Raw genomic sequence first — 15,246 nt, 5'->3', positions numbered from 1 at the left:
ATCCACATAGTTCGAAAAAAATATTGCTTTTTTTTTTAAGTGAATAAACTTTATTGTGTTGTATGCAAATTTTGGGGCTGACTCTAATTTTGCATAATTTTCAAATCGAATTAAGAAAGGAAGAAAGATGAATGGGGAGAATATGGAAATGTCTCCAGTGAATAATGATAACAATAACAAGCATTTGAGTGGGCTTGGAGTATCTGCGCTTGTATTGGGTATTATTAGCATTGTATTTTCTGTAGTTTCAATTATTAATAATATGTGCTTTGTGCTTGGAATTCTTGCTATAATTTTTGCTGGATGCTCTTGGAAATCAACTGGTAAAAAAGGACACAAGCGTGGTCATGGAATGGTAATCGCTGGTCTTGTTCTAGGTATCCTTTCAATAGTAATTACTTTATCTATGCAAGCAAGTTTTAGTGCTTCTATAGATAAAGCTAAGTCTGGCTTAGATAAAGCAAGTAAAAAGCTAGACAATATGGCAAAAGGTATTGCCAATGAGAATGCTAAAGAGATGAAGATTCAAGTTAAGGGCACTGCTCCAACTGATATTAACTTATTAGTTTCTGGTTCTAACAGCAATGAAAGCACAAATAATGGTGTTTGGGAGAAAGTCTTTACTGGCAAGGATGCTCAAAAGGATTGGACAATCATGGCATCGCCAAAAATAGACGTTGATAATCCAACGCCAGACAATTACAAAGTTGAATGTTCAATTACTGTTGATGGCAAAGAAGTGTCTCATAAGAACGCAACTGGAACTTCTGCTAATGTAATGTGCACTGCGTCTGACACAACTGCTAAGTAATTTATACGTTTTTATAAAATTTATTCAAACAAAAAGCCCGACGAGTTTACGCGCCGGGCTTTTAGTGTATTCAGTTAGTTATTGTGTAACTTTACTTATTCTTATTGCTATCTTCTTTTTCGCTATCTTCAGACTTATTATCCTCAGATTTATTTTCTTCAGACTTATTTTCTTCAGTAGCAACAGCAGCAGTTGTGTCTATTGTCTCAAACTTTTCGCCTTTAATTGTGAACTCCCCCAGCAATCCTTCGCCTTCAGCATCCACCTTAATGTGTTCGCCGTCAGAAAGTTCACCAAGCAAAATCTTTTCAGAAATAGTATCCTCAATATCTCGCTGAATTACGCGACGCAACGGACGTGCACCAAGCAAAGGATCGAAGCCTTTCTGTGCAAGCAAATTCTTAGCGGCATCCGTAATTTCTAGAGACATGTGACGATCAAACAGCCTGTCGTTAAGCAACTTCACGTCCATGTCAACAATTTGACGAACTTCTGGCTCCGTAAGCTGACGGAACACAATAGTGTCGTCCAAACGGTTTAAGAACTCTGGACGGAAATGACGCTTAAGCTCAGAATTAACCTGATCTTTCATGCGCTGATACGTGGAATCAGCGTTATTTCCAAGTGTAAAGCCAGTATTTGCAGCCTTCGCAATATCGCGAGTACCAAGATTGGTGGTAAGAATAATAATCGTATTCTTAAAGTCCACTTTTCTACCCTGACCGTCTGTTAAGTGACCGTCATCGAGTACTTGCAAAAGCGTGTTGAAAATATCTGGATGAGCTTTTTCAATCTCGTCGAAAAGCACCACAGAGAATGGCTTTCTGCGAACTTTTTCAGTAAGCTCGCCACCTTCTTCATATCCAACATATCCAGGAGGAGCACCGAAAAGCCTAGACGCAGCATACTTTTCTGCAAACTCTGACATGTCAACTCTGATTAAGGCATTATCGTCATCAAACAAGAAGTTTGCAAGCGCCTTGGCAAGCTCAGTTTTACCAACTCCAGTAGGACCAGCAAAAATAAACGATCCAGAAGGACGTTTAGGATCCTTCAAACCAACTCGAGCACGACGAATCGAGCGAGCTAAAGCAGACACAGCTTCATCTTGACCAACAATACGCTTGTGAAGTTCAGATTCCATTTGAAGAAGCTTCTGTGATTCCGCTTGAGTAAGCTTTACTACAGGAATGCCTGTAGTGCTTGAAACAACGGAAGCAATCATGTCTTCATCAACAACCATCTTGACATTAGACTCGCCTTCGCGCCAAGCCTTTTCCTTCTCTGCAGCTTCATTCTCAAGCTTTTCTTGATCGTCGCGAAGATTGGCAGCTTCTTCAAAATCTTGCTGCTTGATTGCTTCATCTTTCTTTTCAGAAATCTTAGCAATCTTATGGTTTAATTCTTTGAGCTCAGGCGGCTGAGTCAAGCGCTTAATACGCAAGCGCGCACCAGCTTCATCAATAAGATCAATAGCCTTATCTGGAAGGTGACGATCTTGAATGTAACGATCAGAAAGCTCAGCAGAAGACTGTAAAGCTCCATCGGTAATAGTTACATGATGGTGATTTTCGTAGCGAGAACGCAATCCTTTAAGAATCTCGATTGTTTCAGCAATTGTAGGTTCTGGAACTTGAATCGGCTGGAAACGACGCTCCAAAGCAGCATCTTTTTCAATATACTTGCGATACTCGTCAGTAGTAGTAGCACCAATTGTCTGTAGCTCTCCACGCGCAAGCATTGGTTTAAGCATATCGGATGCACCAAGAGCTCCATCAGCAGAACCTGCTCCAACAATAGTGTGAATCTCATCAATAAAAAGCACAATATCGCCGCGTGTTTTAATTTCTTTAAGCACTTTTTTCAAGCGCTCTTCGAAATCGCCACGGTAGCGAGATCCTGCAATCATTGAACCTAAGTCTAGAGAATAAACTTGCTTATTTTTTAACGTTTCCGGCACATCGCCTTCAACGATTTTCTGTGCGAGACCTTCTACAACTGCAGTCTTACCAACTCCAGGCTCTCCAATAAGCACAGGATTATTCTTCGTGCGTCGGCTAAGTACAACCATAACGCGTTCAATTTCTTCAGAACGACCTATAACAGGATCAAGCTTTCCTTCTTGAGCTTCAAATGTTAAATTGCGTCCAAATTGATCAAGAAGAGCAGAGCCGGATTGATTTCGCTTATCTTGCACACTTCCAGCATTAGCTAACTCGCCCTTCTCGCTACCATTAGGAGCATTATCTCCACGAATTAAATCAACAGTAGTGCTTCGCAAGTCTCCAAGATCAACTTCCATCTTTATAAGTACTTGCGTGCCCACACCTTCGCCTTCGCGTATAAGCCCGAGCAAAATATGCTCAGTACCAATATAACTGTGACCAAGCTGAAGAGCTTCGCGCAAACTCAGTTCAAGCACTTGCTTAGCGTGAGGCGTAAAAGGAATATGACCAGCAGGCGAAACAGTGCCTTTGCCGATCATCTCTTCAACCTGTTTGCGAGTGCCTTCTAGGCCTACGCCTTTTGAGCTTAACGCTTTCGCGGCAATGCCCTCACCTTCGCGAATAAGCCCGAGCAAAATATGCTCAGTACCAATATAATTGTGCTGAAGTGAGCGAGCCTCTTCCTGAGCTAGCACAATCACGCGTCGTGCGCGATCAGTGAACCGTTCAAACATAACTACCTTCCGTTCTTTTCTTTCATTCCATGGTAACGAGTCGCCATGACGCGAAGCGTCGTATATATTTATTCATTCGTACAGCATTCCATAGCATCACAATAATCATGAATGATGAACCTAAATATTCATATTCTCGTTTCTTGCATAATTACTTATGTTGTCTGCGAGATTTTCTTTTATATAATCGCATTGATGTGGATGCTGTAGTTTTTGAAGTGTCTTCAGATTCTTGTGACTCTTCCACTTTTCCTGTTAACGGTATTTCTTCTGTAACAGAATTTTCGTCTACTAAGTTTACTTCTGAAGAATCAGGATAATCTGTATCTTTTTGGGATTTTTCAAATTTTTCAGATTCATTAGCTACAGTCTCTTCAATTTTTTCAGTTTGATTTTCAACTTCAATTTCGCGATTTTTGTCATCATTATTTTCATATGATTTTTCGTCAATAGTTGAATTGTCTATTAAATCAGATTCAGATAAATTATTTTGTTCATCTTTGTCTGTTGAGGCTTCTTTTTTGTTGCGCAATTTTGAATCTAATTTTCTGCGCTTACGACGATGCATCTTACTGTCTTCGATTGCTTCCTCAATAAGCTCAACGTCTGCTCGCTCATCTCGTGGAGTTTGTTGCAAAATGTCAATATGATAATCGTCGTATGCAGGTTCAGATTGAATCCAAAGCTGCGATGGCTCAGGTGGTTCAATGTCAGAATGCTCACCACAAGCATGATCAAGCGATACAACTCGCCCATCGTCTGGGCTCCACATGTTTGCGCATACGCCAAACATAGAGCCTAAACTTCCAGCTAGAGGAATGAGGAATCCGCATGATGAACATGCTTTGCCATCGGCAATTTTTGTAGATAACGACTTTGGGCCATGTTGACCTGCGTACCAGCGTTTAGCTGTTTGTGAAATTGCTTCCGCAGTCATTACTCGTCTGCGAGACAGTCTTAGCGTTGAAACAGCTTCTTCAAGATCTTCGTCAAAATCATTATTTGCATCGCAAGATTCTTGATTTTGATTAATATCTTTTTCTGCGTTTGCGTTTGTGTCTGCATCTTCTTCGCTAGTATTAGCTTTAGCGTCATCTTCAGTTTTAGACTCAGAATGATCATCTGAATTTGTTGATTCTATATTCTTTTCAGAATTATTATCATCAATATTATTTACTTGGCGGAAGCCATCTTCTAGTCGAGAATCGTCTTCAGATGTGCCAATAGAGTCCATTACAGAAAGATCACTTGGTTTCAAGCGGTCTTTCCACGGAATCCATGGTGGTGAAAGCAAAGAATTTTCAGTAGGAACAAGCGTTGATTCGTTCACGGTCCAACGTTGCGTTTCTTCATCATGATACAACGTAACTGACCACTGCCAGCCTTCATACCCAACTAAATTGCTTACGAAACGAAAGTCTGTAACTCCGTTGCCAAGCTCTATAGAAGATACAAAATCTCCTACTGCATCAGTACGTTCTGAAGTTTCCACAGCTATACTTCTAGCTAGTTCTTGTGGATCCATCACTTCATCAGTCATAAATAATATTCCAGACACTATTCCTGAACGTCAAAATTATCTGCCACTGCACGCAACAATGTAGCAAGTTTTTTGCTTTCAGCAGTTGATGGGTAATGACGTCGACGCAAACCATTACCAGCAGAATCAAGAAGCTTAATAAGATCTTCTACAATAGCTGCCATATCTTCGGCTTTAGGACGAGTAGCCTTTACAAGCGATGGTGCTGTTGCAATAACATTCAAGCCCATAGCCTGTGGTCCTTTGCGACCTTCAATTACAGAAAACTCAACTCGTGTACCCTTGTGTAAACTTTTTACAGTAACTGGCAATGCTGCTGCTGGCAAGAAAACATCCTTACCATCATCTCCAACAATAAAGCCGTACCCCTTCTGCGTATCGTACCAACGCACGCGCCCATTGGGCATAACACACCTCACTCCAAATAATTCTCATTTCGCACGCTGAAGTGCACAAGGCATAAAGTATCAGCATATGCGATAGGTTTATAGATAGTGTACCAAATATTGTTATTACTTGTTTCCTTATTACATTGTAGCGCATACACGCGGGCAATAAAATTTTTTTAACCTACGCAAGTGTTGCTAATGCCAATATTTTAATCGCTAACAATTTTAGAAGGCTCATCGATTTCATTAACTGGCAGAACTACAGTAAGAGTTAGGCCATGAGCTTTAACATCTATTTGCTCAGACCCATCCATAGTGTCATCAAGATTAGTTTTAGAATTGGTCGATGCTTCTAATGGAGAAGATATAGTTGCGCAAATAAAACCATGATGTGCTTTTACTACAGATTGCGCAATTGCCATGCCCAAGCCAGTTCCACCTTTTTCTCTAGCTCTTGATGGGTCAGCAATATAGAAACGCTCGAAAATTCTAGACAATGATTCTTCTGGAACTCCAGGGCCATGGTCAACAACTCGAATTACAGCATACTTATGACCCGTATCAGTAGATTGGCTGACTTCCGCTGCTTCCAAAAACTCCTTCAGTGATTCTTTTACAGAAGGTAATTTAGATAATTCATTTGGAGTTATAGACGCCTTCATAACTCCTACTGCAATTTCTACAGGAGAATCAACAGGGGTGTATCTATGAATATTTCCTACGATATTTGTCATTACTTGGCGTAATCTAGCACCATCACCGAGTAGCGTAACAGTTGGAAGTATACCAACATGGAATTGGAGCTTACGCTCAAAATCGCAATTTGTGCAACTCATAAGCTTCCACTCATCCGAAATAGTTAAATAGCCTTGTTGAACGGATCTAGCAGGATCAAGAGCATGTAGATCATTAGCCGCGTCAGAAAGTATTGGAGATAAGCTAACTTGCTGTGAAATATTAATTCCACGACCCTCATCAAAACGCGCCAAAGAAAGCAAATCTTCTACTAGTTCAGTCATTCTCTCGCTAGAAGCCTTAATGTGGGCAATAGAGTCATCTGCTCTCTCCTGCTCTCCTGGCATGTTGCGCCACATTGTATATAACTCAGCATATCCATGAATTGCAGCTAATGGAGTACGTAATTCATGACTTGCATCTGAAACGAATCGCTTCATTTTTTCTGTCATATCTTCTTGCTCATTAAATCCTCTTTCAATACGAGCAAGCATAGAGTTAAGAGAAGCTGCTAAAGATCCAACCTCAGTATTTTCAGGAGCAGATGGAACTCGTTTGCTTAAATCTCCAGAAGCAATTTTTGAAGCTGTTTTTTCAATTCGTTTTAACGGTCTTAAAGCTGATTGAATAATAATTGCTGAAAATACTGCTCCAAACAAAATAACTGCAATACTCACCATTATACAGTAACGAGTAAGTGTGCTAACGGTATCAATTTGATCGCTAAGAGATAAAGCAATATAGACATAACCGCTAACACTTAACTCTGAATTATAGCTATTTTTTTGACCCCACGTTAATACTAAAACTCTCCATGGAGCTGTTGCAGCCTTTTTAGTGATTGCATCGACTTTATTAGTATTCCCCTTGACGATTGCAGGTGCTGTGTAAGGCTTGTGGGTAACAATTTTTTTACTATCAAAACCGTCTGCAGGAAGTTTAGGAACCGAAACAACCGATCCTTTAATTGGTATTAATGGAGTAGAAATAATTTTATTATGCGTATCTCTAACTTGCATAAAGTAATTATTTGGACCTACTGAAGATTGATTTGAGTTTTTCATGCGCAATGAATCAACATTGTCATAAACAAATTGCGCTTGACTTGCTAATTGTACATCAGTTTTTTCTAGCAAATAATTTCCTACGAGCTGCTGAATTGATAGTGATATGCAAAAAGCGGCTACAGTTAAAATAGCGAGAGTACATGCAACTAAACGCGTACTCAGTGGTATTGCATTTATGCGACGACGTAGCCAGCAGGTTTTACGAGGCTTTTTGTTTTTTTTGTTATTTTCACTTAGCTCTATCGCAACACTTTTTCCAGCAGTTCTAACATCTGAATCATCTTTAGAGTTATTATTTGTGCTGTTGCTAATAGTTGATTCAGCGTTATTGTAGTTATTATTACTAGATTGCATGATCAGGCTTGACCTGCCTTAGGCTCTCGAATCATATAACCGATGCCACGTTTAGTTTCAATAAGAGGAACTACTTTTTGCTGTTTTCCTGAATCATCAGTAATTTCAATGCCATCAATCTTCTTTCTTAAATAAGAAATATAAGATTCAACGATTGCTGCGTCTCCGCCCCAATCGTACTGCCATACGTGATTCAAAATCTGGCTTTTTGACAGAACTCGACCTTCATTGTCCATAAGATAATGAAGTAGTTTGTATTCAGTTGGGCTAAGTTCGATTGGCACGCCACATCGAGTTACGTCATGAGAATCCTCGTTAATCTCAAGATCCGCAACTTTTATAATATGAGTTTCTTCATCAGGTTCTTGTGTTCTGCGAAGAATTGCTCGTATTCTTGCCACTACTTCTTCCAAGCTGAATGGCTTTGTAACGTAGTCATCTCCACCAACGGTTAGACCCATAATTTTATCTTGTGTATCGTCTCTTGCAGTTAGGAACAATACAGGAACTTTAATTCCATTTTGACGAATACGCCTCGTAACAGTAAAACCATCAATATCTGGGAGCATAACATCCATAACGATAAGATTTGGATTTACTCGTTCAATTACTTCAACAGCTTCTGAGCCGGATGCAGCAGTTTCTACTTCAAACCCAGCAAAATGCAAAGATGCTACCAAAAGTTCACGGATTGATGGCTCGTCATCGACCACGACAATAGATGCTTCAACGTTCTTACTCATATTGATTAGCATCACTTATCAAGCTGAATGTTTCCTGAATAATTGCTGAAAATAAAACAAGTTATCGAATATTTTTGTCTACCTGTGACGAGCGTGCCTTCTACGAGCTTTTCTAACACCAGCAAGTATTTGACGTTGTATGCGATTCTTTCTAAACAGAATAATCGCGACTATTGAGAATAATGCCAACAATATTAATAGCATAATAATTGTAGAAATAAGACTTGCAGAAGAAGTTGTTGACGTACGTTTTGCACGCATTATTTGTTTCATCATCATTATTGCAGATTGATCCCAATGCGTTCCAGTTGTGCTTACTAATGGCTTATAAGCTGCATCGGATAACGAGTCTACAGTATTTTTATTTTTGAGCCATTCATCGGAATTAGGCGAAACAGCTACAACTAATCTTCCATCATGAGTTGCTACTGCAAGCAGCACAGTATTTTTAGCTGGAAGCGTACTAATCAACAAATCACTAGCCCATTTTGATGGATTTTTTGTATTTCCAAAAGTAGACAAATATAAGAGCCTAACATTTACTCCTGTACGCTTTTTTGTTGTCTCAATCATGTCAGCAACTTTACTGACAGAATCCCCAAGCAAATTTTCTGTGTCTGTTATTGAGTCTGTTGCAACTATTCCAGAATTTTGCTCATTACTTTCAGCATATGCATTAATTGTATTTACTCTATTTAAAGGTGAAAATATGAGCGAATTTATTGGAAGAGTTGGAAGAATAAAAGAAAAACTAAATAAAAATGCCATTAATAAAAGCAATACGCGTTTAGCTAAAAATAGTTTTGAATGAGAATGCTGGTAGTTAAAATTTGCAATACGCGTGCAAGTTAAGCTTTTAACCACATTGGTGCATGAATCTTTTTCGTAGTTTTTTGATGGCATATATTCATAATAGCGTGACATCACACAAGTAAAAGTAGCATTATAAAAATCCTTGCTTAATTTATTTGGAATGTTTCGCAAAATAATTTATAAAAAGCGTTTATTTAGACGCAAAACAAATGGAGGGGAAATATGGCACAATTTCGAGTTGATTCAGAGCAAATTCAGCAGGCTGCGGCAGCCGTTGGAACCTCGGTTAGTGCAATTAGAGATGCAGTCAACGGGATGTATACCAATTTACAGCAATTGCAGAGCGTGTGGACTGGATCGGCGGCTACACAATTTGCGTCGACCGCTCAGCAGTGGCGAGCGGCGCAACAACAAATGGAACAATCATTAGAAGCAATTCAGCAAGCTATGCAACATGCGTCAGGAGTGTATCTTGATGCGGAAGCTCAAGCTACTTCCCTATTTGGAATGGGCTGAATAGTCTGAATAATCTAATGAAATATAAATGGCGGTATACTTTACTTGTGAGCATACCGCCATTTACTATGAGCTATTCAGCTATAAAATTTTTACAACTTTTAATTTAGTAGCCCATGTCGGCACCAGCTTGTGGTGCTGCAGCTGGTTTTTCTGGCTTGTTAGCAACCACAGCTTCAGTGGTTAAGAACAAACCTGCAATAGAAGCAGCGTTCTGTAGAGCAGAACGAGTTACCTTAACTGGGTCAGTAACGCCAGCAGCCATCAAATCTTCGTAAGTGTTGGTTGCAGCGTTGAAGCCTTCGCCTTCTGGAAGCTCACGCACCTTGTTGAGCACAACATCTCCAGAAACGCCAGAGTTCTGAGCAATCTGCTTGATTGGAGCTTCTACAGCGCGGAACACGATTGCAGCACCCGTCGCTTCTTCGCCCTTAAGCTCTGTGATTGCTTGAGACTTTTCAATCTTTGCAGCAGCCTGAACCAAAGCTACGCCACCGCCTGGAAGCAAACCTTCCTCAATAGCAGCCTTAGCGTTACGAACTGCATCTTCAATACGATGCTTACGCTCCTTAGCTTCAACTTCAGTAGCAGCGCCAACCTTAATAACAGCAACGCCGCCAGCAAGCTTAGCAAGACGCTCCTGAAGCTTTTCGCGATCGTAATCGGAATCAGTGTTCTCGATTTCTGCGCGAATCTGAGCCACGCGAGCATCAACATCTTCCTTAGATCCAGCACCAGAAACGATAGTTGTTTCATCCTTAGAAACAATAACCTTAGCTGCGTGACCAAACACAGAAGCGTCGATAGAATCGAGCTTTAAGCCAAGGTCGTCAGAAACAACCTGTGCACCGGTCAAAATAGCCATATCTTGAAGCATAGCCTTACGACGATCGCCGAATCCTGGAGCCTTAACAGCAACAGTGTTGAAAGTGCCACGAATCTTGTTCAAAACAAGTGTTGGCAATGCTTCACCATCAACATCTTCAGCAATAATAAGCAATGGCTTGCCAGACTTCATAACAAGCTCAGCGATGTGGACGATATCCTGCTGGCTTGAAACCTTGCCAGAAGTGAGCAAAATGTATGGATCTTCAAGAACAGCAGTTTGATCGTCAGCGTTAGTGACGAAGTAAGGGGAAATATAGCCCTTATCAAAGCGCATACCTTCAGTGAAGTCCAAGTCAAGACCAAACTTGTTGTTGTCTTCAACTGTGACAACACCATCCTGACCGACCTTATCCAAAGCTTCAGCAATCTTTTCGCCAACTTCAGGATCAGCTGCAGAAATCGTAGCAGTAGCAGCAATCTGTTCCTTGGTCTCAACATCCTTTGCAGAAGCAAGCAATTCCTTGACGATTGCTTCAGCAGCCTTTTCGATGCCGCGGCGAAGAGCGATTGGGTTGCTTCCTGCAACAACATTCTTCAAACCTTCATGCACCAAAGACTGTGCCAAAACAGTAGCAGTTGTAGTACCGTCGCCTGCAACATCATCAGTCTTCTTAGCTACTTCCTTAACAAGTTCGGCGCCAATACGCTCGTATGGATCTTCAAGATCGATTTCCTTAGCGATAGAAACGCCATCATTTGTGATAGTTGGTGCACCGTAAGTCTTATCTAATACAACGTTGCGACCCTTTGGACCAAGTGTAACTTTAACAGTGTCTGCAAGCTTATCCAAACCGGCGAGCATACCCTGGCGGGCGTCTTCCTGGTAGGCAATAATCTTTGCCATAGTTCCTCCACATACGTTATTTATGAACTTTTCACTGCAATCTTGAGTAATAAGCCGTCAGCTGCTTATTATCACTCTCAAGGCTTGAGTGCTAATTTGAAGATTAGCACTCTATGTACCCGAGTGCCAACTTTTTTGGCGTTTATACATAAAAACCGGTTAGAAAATAATTCTAACCGGTTATTTTTATGCGAAAAATATTACTTGCAAAGCACAACTACAATCGGAGAAACGATTTGTTTTTCATTTTCGACAGCACTAATACCTAAAGTCTTTGCAATATCTTCAGCTGCAGCTTTTTGTGAATCGTCTTTATACCAAACAACAGACTCGCCTGGGACTTTACCAGTTGGATTTCCAGCTGTCACATTTGCGTATCCCGCTTGCTTTAACTTATCTGCGCCAGCAGCAGCATGACCGCTTATCTTGGTTGCGTTAAGAACTTTCACAGCAACTGATTTATCTAGTGAAGTTTGCGTCTTAGAATCATTTGCTGAATTATCCTTAGAGTCACCAGCATCTTTCCTATCTGATTTATTTTCTTCAGATTTATTATCGTCGTCATCTTCGCCTTCAGAAGATTTATCTTCGTCGCTTTTAACCGACTTTTTGTTTTCAGAAGTCTTAGAAGACGATGCTGATTGAGATGATTGTTGCTGATGATTCCAAGGCAACGGAAGATGTGAGATTTCGCCAGAAGCGATAGCCCAAACCAAAACACCAACAACCGCTGCAACAATTAATGCAACAAAATAAGGAAGTATTACGGCATACCACGCAGGATTTCCACGATGAACTCCAATCGGTCCCTCTGGTGGCTCATCAAAAGCATCAGGCGTATACGACACGTTCTGATTATTTCGCGCCATAATTGCACTCCTTATAAAATCATTTAAACAATAATGAATCTATACTATCTAATGCTTAGCACAAAGCACAAATTTAGAAAATTTGATTGGTTTCCTTTTATGGTATGCCTTGACATACAGTAGCAATATGAATCCTCAAAATATTAAACCTTTAAACGAGCTAATGGATCCTGATTGGGCTGAAGCATTAAAGCCAGTTGAGCCACAAATACGCGCAATGGGAGTATTTTTGCGAGAGCAGATAGAAAGCGGACATCATATTCTTCCTGCTAGCCACAACATTTTGCGTGCTTTTTCTATTCCACTAAAAAGCATTAAAGTTTTAATTGTTGGCCAGGATCCATATCCAACGCCGGGCCATCCAGTAGGCTTAAGTTTTTGCACAGCTGCAAAAGTGCGCCCACTGCCAAAAAGTCTCATAAACATTTATAAAGAATTAGTAAACGATTTAGGTGTAGAAACTCCAAAAAGTGGAGATCTAACACCGTGGACCAGGCAGGGTGTGATGCTTCTTAACAGATGTTTAACTGTTGAGGCCGGTAAGGCAAATAGCCACCAAGGAAAAGGTTGGGAGCCTGTAACCGATGCAGCTATTCGAGCATTAAACAATAGAACTGATTGCAATGGTAATCCATTGCCGCTTGTAGCTATTTTATGGGGTCGTAATGCGCAAAGTTTGGCTCCTTTGCTGACGAATGCAACTCTTATTACTTCAGCGCACCCAAGTCCTCTTTCTGCAATGCGAGGATTCTTTGGATCGCATCCATTTTCAAGAGCTAATCAGGCCTTAATTAATATGGGAGTTTCGCCAATTAATTGGTCCCTAGATTCTCAAGAAATCTAATTGTCTTAAATATTGCAAATTATCTTATAAAGACAATAAAAATGCCATTTTTGAACATGTCAGTACTGCATATCGGTTAAAATGTCTCTTATGGCATTATTTCCACCGCAACCACAGAAGAAACCGTTAACCGATAAAACTTCAATTGCTTCTAAGCTTGGCATTGGATCAGCTGTACCTCAACCGTCTGCTGTTTCTAATGCAAGTGCGCAAGTCACTGCAACTATTTCGAGTGATGACATACGTCGTTGTCAGCAAATTGCAAATATTTTGCGCGCACGTTTTGCACAAACTTTAGTCGGTCAAGACGCTTTACGAGAGTCTCTTATTCTTACTCTTATTGCAGGCGGACACATTCTTATTGAATCAGTACCAGGTCTCGCAAAAACTACTGCTGCTCAAACTCTTGCAACAGCTATGTCAGGTAGTTTCCGTCGTGTGCAGTGTACTCCGGATTTAATGCCAGCAGATTTAGTTGGTACTCAAGTTTTTGATTTTGCTTCTCAACATTTTACTACGCAAATTGGTCCTATCCATGCAAATGTTATTTTGTTGGATGAGATTAATCGCTCAAATGCAAAAACTCAATCTGCAATGCTTGAAGCTATGGCAGAAGGAGCAACAACTATTGGAGGCGAAAGAATTCCTCTGCCTCAACCATTTATGGTTATTGCTACGCAAAATCCAATTGAGGAAGAAGGAACATTTAATCTTCCAGAAGCCCAAATGGATCGTTTTATGGTAAAGGCAGTTATGACTTACCCTAATCCTGAAGAGGAAGTTCGTATGCTGCAATTACTTACTCAACGCGGATTGGATGTCGTTGATCCTTCAAAGCTAAATACTCAACGCATAAGTTTGCAAGATGTTGTTTTTATGCGTACTGCAGCGCGTCGCATACACGTTTCTGAAGCAGTTATGAAATATGTAGTTGATTTTGTTGCAACTTCTCGCGGTGAAGGTACGCATCCACTTCCTACAATTAATTCATTGGTTCGTATGGGAGCTAGCCCGCGTGCATCAATTGCACTTATTCGTATTGCTCAAGCTCACGCTTTACTTTCTGGACGCGATTATGTGATACCTGAAGATATTAAATTGTTTGCGCATGAAGTGTTAAGGCATCGCATACTTTTAACTTTTGAAGCTTTAGCTGATTCTATTACTACAGATCAAGTAATTGATGCATTAGTTAAGACGGTTCCTGTGCCATGATGCGTACGAAGCGGTTAGTATTATCTGAACCTGCTAAAGCCGTGCGTCGCAAAATTGAGCTTTTGGATCAGCGAATTGATTTGCCTATTGCGCGTAAAGCTTTAGGCTTATTAGAGGGAGACCATCCTTCGCACAGACGTTTTGGCACAGGTGATGTTATTGACATACACGCGTGGCAGCCAGGAGATGAAGCTCGCATGATGAATTGGTCTGCGAGTGCTCGAACTGGACAACCTATGGTGTCTTCTAGAGAGCGTACTTCGTCTTCTCATACTTGGATTGCTTTAGATACAAGCATCAATATGAATGGAGCTTGTGTTTCTGGAGAATCTCTGTATGAAGTTGCGTCTAACTCTGCATGCTTTTTTGCATCTTTGAGTTTAAAACGTCATGATGCTGTTTCTTTGTTGTGTGCAGATGGAAAAAACGTTATCAATGTTCATTCTGCTAGTAATCTTTCTGATTTTGAGCGAAATCTAGATTATACGTTGCTTAATACTCGTAGGAATACCAGAGACATTGATGCGTTGCTTACTTCGTTACTAAAAAATATTGACAATAATGGTCTGGTAGTTTTAATAACTGATGAGTATGCATTACAAGCTCATAACTCTGAATCTTTGCGTAAAATTACGCAAAATCATAAGCTTGTAGTTATTGTTGTCTCTCCTATTAATCCTTTTGATTCTGCAATTGATTTGCAAATATTTGATGGAATTACTTTACGTAAAGTACCGGCGTTTTTGAAAAAAGAATCAAATAAAAATGAAGTCGAAGCTCGTAGAAATTTTAGAATAAACGCTTTATACGATATGCTGCTTGGTGTTCAATCTTCAATAATTTATGGTTCTTCAAGTGAAGAAGTTTTCCATATTTCTGCACAAAAAGTGAGCCGTACAAATTATCTTGCTGACTCATTTAACAAGGAGGTTGAATAG

At 40.3% G+C, this 15,246-nt stretch carries 13 protein-coding genes; 5 read left to right on the top strand and 8 right to left on the bottom strand.

Going from position 1 to position 15,246, the window contains the following annotated elements; all coding sequences use genetic code 11:
- Nucleotides 1–127: 127 nt before the first annotated feature.
- Nucleotides 128–811, top strand: a complete 684-nt coding sequence (locus HXT44_RS03570; RefSeq protein ID WP_421783192.1) for a DUF4190 domain-containing protein — start codon at nucleotides 128–130, stop codon at nucleotides 809–811.
- Between the two features lie 91 nt (nucleotides 812–902).
- Here the strand turns inward: HXT44_RS03570 and HXT44_RS03565 are convergent, their stop codons facing one another.
- The 6 genes from HXT44_RS03565 to HXT44_RS03540 all read right to left on the bottom strand — a co-directional run bounded on the left by HXT44_RS03565 (nucleotide 903) and on the right by HXT44_RS03540 (nucleotide 9,303).
- Nucleotides 903–3,491 carry an ATP-dependent Clp protease ATP-binding subunit gene (locus HXT44_RS03565; RefSeq protein WP_012914140.1) on the bottom strand — a complete coding sequence of 863 codons (2,589 nt, stop codon included), beginning with the start codon at nucleotides 3,489–3,491 and terminating at the stop codon, nucleotides 903–905.
- 151 nt (nucleotides 3,492–3,642) lie between these two features.
- Entirely contained in the window at nucleotides 3,643–5,031 is a 1,389-nt protein-coding gene (locus HXT44_RS03560) for a DUF3027 domain-containing protein (protein WP_421783190.1), read from the bottom strand.
- Nucleotides 5,032–5,048: 17 nt separating this feature from the next.
- Nucleotides 5,049–5,438 (bottom strand): cold-shock protein, encoded by a 390-nt coding sequence (locus HXT44_RS03555; RefSeq protein WP_012914139.1) that lies wholly within the window; start codon nucleotides 5,436–5,438, stop codon nucleotides 5,049–5,051.
- 191 nt (nucleotides 5,439–5,629) lie between these two features.
- Complete coding sequence (locus tag HXT44_RS03550; RefSeq protein ID WP_421783188.1) at nucleotides 5,630–7,576, bottom strand: sensor histidine kinase; 1,947 nt, start codon at nucleotides 7,574–7,576, stop codon at nucleotides 5,630–5,632.
- Between the two features lie 2 nt (nucleotides 7,577–7,578).
- Nucleotides 7,579–8,319, bottom strand: coding sequence for a response regulator transcription factor (locus HXT44_RS03545; protein WP_004111521.1), 741 nt, complete (start codon nucleotides 8,317–8,319; stop codon nucleotides 7,579–7,581).
- A gap of 78 nt (nucleotides 8,320–8,397) precedes the next feature.
- Nucleotides 8,398–9,303 (bottom strand): hypothetical protein, encoded by a 906-nt coding sequence (locus tag HXT44_RS03540; RefSeq protein WP_004111520.1) that lies wholly within the window; start codon nucleotides 9,301–9,303, stop codon nucleotides 8,398–8,400.
- Between the two features lie 51 nt (nucleotides 9,304–9,354).
- Here HXT44_RS03540 and HXT44_RS03535 point away from each other — a divergent pair, with 51 nt between their 5' ends.
- The gene (locus HXT44_RS03535) at nucleotides 9,355–9,648 is read left to right on the top strand and encodes a WXG100 family type VII secretion target (protein WP_004111519.1); all 294 of its coding nucleotides are present in this window, start codon (nucleotides 9,355–9,357) and stop codon (nucleotides 9,646–9,648) included.
- A 106-nt stretch (nucleotides 9,649–9,754) separates the two neighbouring features.
- Here the strand turns inward: HXT44_RS03535 and groL are convergent, their stop codons facing one another.
- On the bottom strand, nucleotides 9,755–11,380 hold the full coding sequence (gene groL / locus HXT44_RS03530; protein WP_012914136.1) for a chaperonin GroEL: 1,626 nt from the start codon (nucleotides 11,378–11,380) through the stop codon (nucleotides 9,755–9,757).
- A 200-nt stretch (nucleotides 11,381–11,580) separates the two neighbouring features.
- Nucleotides 11,581–12,249: a LytR C-terminal domain-containing protein gene (locus tag HXT44_RS03525; RefSeq protein ID WP_004111511.1), complete on the bottom strand. Its 669-nt coding sequence runs from the start codon at nucleotides 12,247–12,249 to the stop codon at nucleotides 11,581–11,583.
- Nucleotides 12,250–12,376: 127 nt separating this feature from the next.
- Between HXT44_RS03525 and HXT44_RS03520 the strand changes: the two genes are divergently transcribed.
- The 3 genes from HXT44_RS03520 to HXT44_RS03510 all read left to right on the top strand — a co-directional run bounded on the left by HXT44_RS03520 (nucleotide 12,377) and on the right by HXT44_RS03510 (nucleotide 15,246).
- Nucleotides 12,377–13,093: a uracil-DNA glycosylase gene (locus HXT44_RS03520; protein ID WP_004106746.1), complete on the top strand. Its 717-nt coding sequence runs from the start codon at nucleotides 12,377–12,379 to the stop codon at nucleotides 13,091–13,093.
- A 90-nt stretch (nucleotides 13,094–13,183) separates the two neighbouring features.
- Nucleotides 13,184–14,308 carry an AAA family ATPase gene (locus HXT44_RS03515; protein WP_033888761.1) on the top strand — a complete coding sequence of 375 codons (1,125 nt, stop codon included), beginning with the start codon at nucleotides 13,184–13,186 and terminating at the stop codon, nucleotides 14,306–14,308.
- Nucleotides 14,305–15,246 (top strand): DUF58 domain-containing protein, encoded by a 942-nt coding sequence (locus HXT44_RS03510; RefSeq protein WP_004111506.1) that lies wholly within the window; start codon nucleotides 14,305–14,307, stop codon nucleotides 15,244–15,246. Before HXT44_RS03515 ends, HXT44_RS03510 begins: the two co-directional genes overlap by 4 nt.

Origin of the sequence: Gardnerella sp. DNF01198P, assembly GCF_049244165.1 — a bacterium.
Lineage (GTDB): Bacteria > Actinomycetota > Actinomycetes > Actinomycetales > Bifidobacteriaceae > Bifidobacterium > Bifidobacterium swidsinskii.
This window is presented reverse-complemented; position numbering and strand designations above follow the sequence as displayed.

Excerpts from the sequence above, each read along its gene's own strand:
- HXT44_RS03570 (WP_421783192.1), top strand. The coding sequence starts at position 128 with ATGAATGGGGAGAATATGGAAATGTCTCCAGTGAATAATGATAACAAT.
- HXT44_RS03565 (WP_012914140.1), bottom strand. The coding sequence starts at position 3,491 with ATGTTTGAACGGTTCACTGATCGCGCACGACGCGTGATTGTGCTAGCT.
- HXT44_RS03560 (WP_421783190.1), bottom strand. The coding sequence starts at position 5,031 with ATGACTGATGAAGTGATGGATCCACAAGAACTAGCTAGAAGTATAGCT.
- HXT44_RS03555 (WP_012914139.1), bottom strand. The coding sequence starts at position 5,438 with ATGCCCAATGGGCGCGTGCGTTGGTACGATACGCAGAAGGGGTACGGC.
- HXT44_RS03550 (WP_421783188.1), bottom strand. The coding sequence starts at position 7,576 with ATGCAATCTAGTAATAATAACTACAATAACGCTGAATCAACTATTAGC.
- HXT44_RS03545 (WP_004111521.1), bottom strand. The coding sequence starts at position 8,319 with ATGAGTAAGAACGTTGAAGCATCTATTGTCGTGGTCGATGACGAGCCA.
- HXT44_RS03535 (WP_004111519.1), top strand. The coding sequence starts at position 9,355 with ATGGCACAATTTCGAGTTGATTCAGAGCAAATTCAGCAGGCTGCGGCA.
- groL (WP_012914136.1), bottom strand. The coding sequence starts at position 11,380 with ATGGCAAAGATTATTGCCTACCAGGAAGACGCCCGCCAGGGTATGCTC.
- HXT44_RS03525 (WP_004111511.1), bottom strand. The coding sequence starts at position 12,249 with ATGGCGCGAAATAATCAGAACGTGTCGTATACGCCTGATGCTTTTGAT.
- HXT44_RS03520 (WP_004106746.1), top strand. The coding sequence starts at position 12,377 with ATGAATCCTCAAAATATTAAACCTTTAAACGAGCTAATGGATCCTGAT.
- HXT44_RS03515 (WP_033888761.1), top strand. The coding sequence starts at position 13,184 with ATGGCATTATTTCCACCGCAACCACAGAAGAAACCGTTAACCGATAAA.
- HXT44_RS03510 (WP_004111506.1), top strand. The coding sequence starts at position 14,305 with ATGATGCGTACGAAGCGGTTAGTATTATCTGAACCTGCTAAAGCCGTG.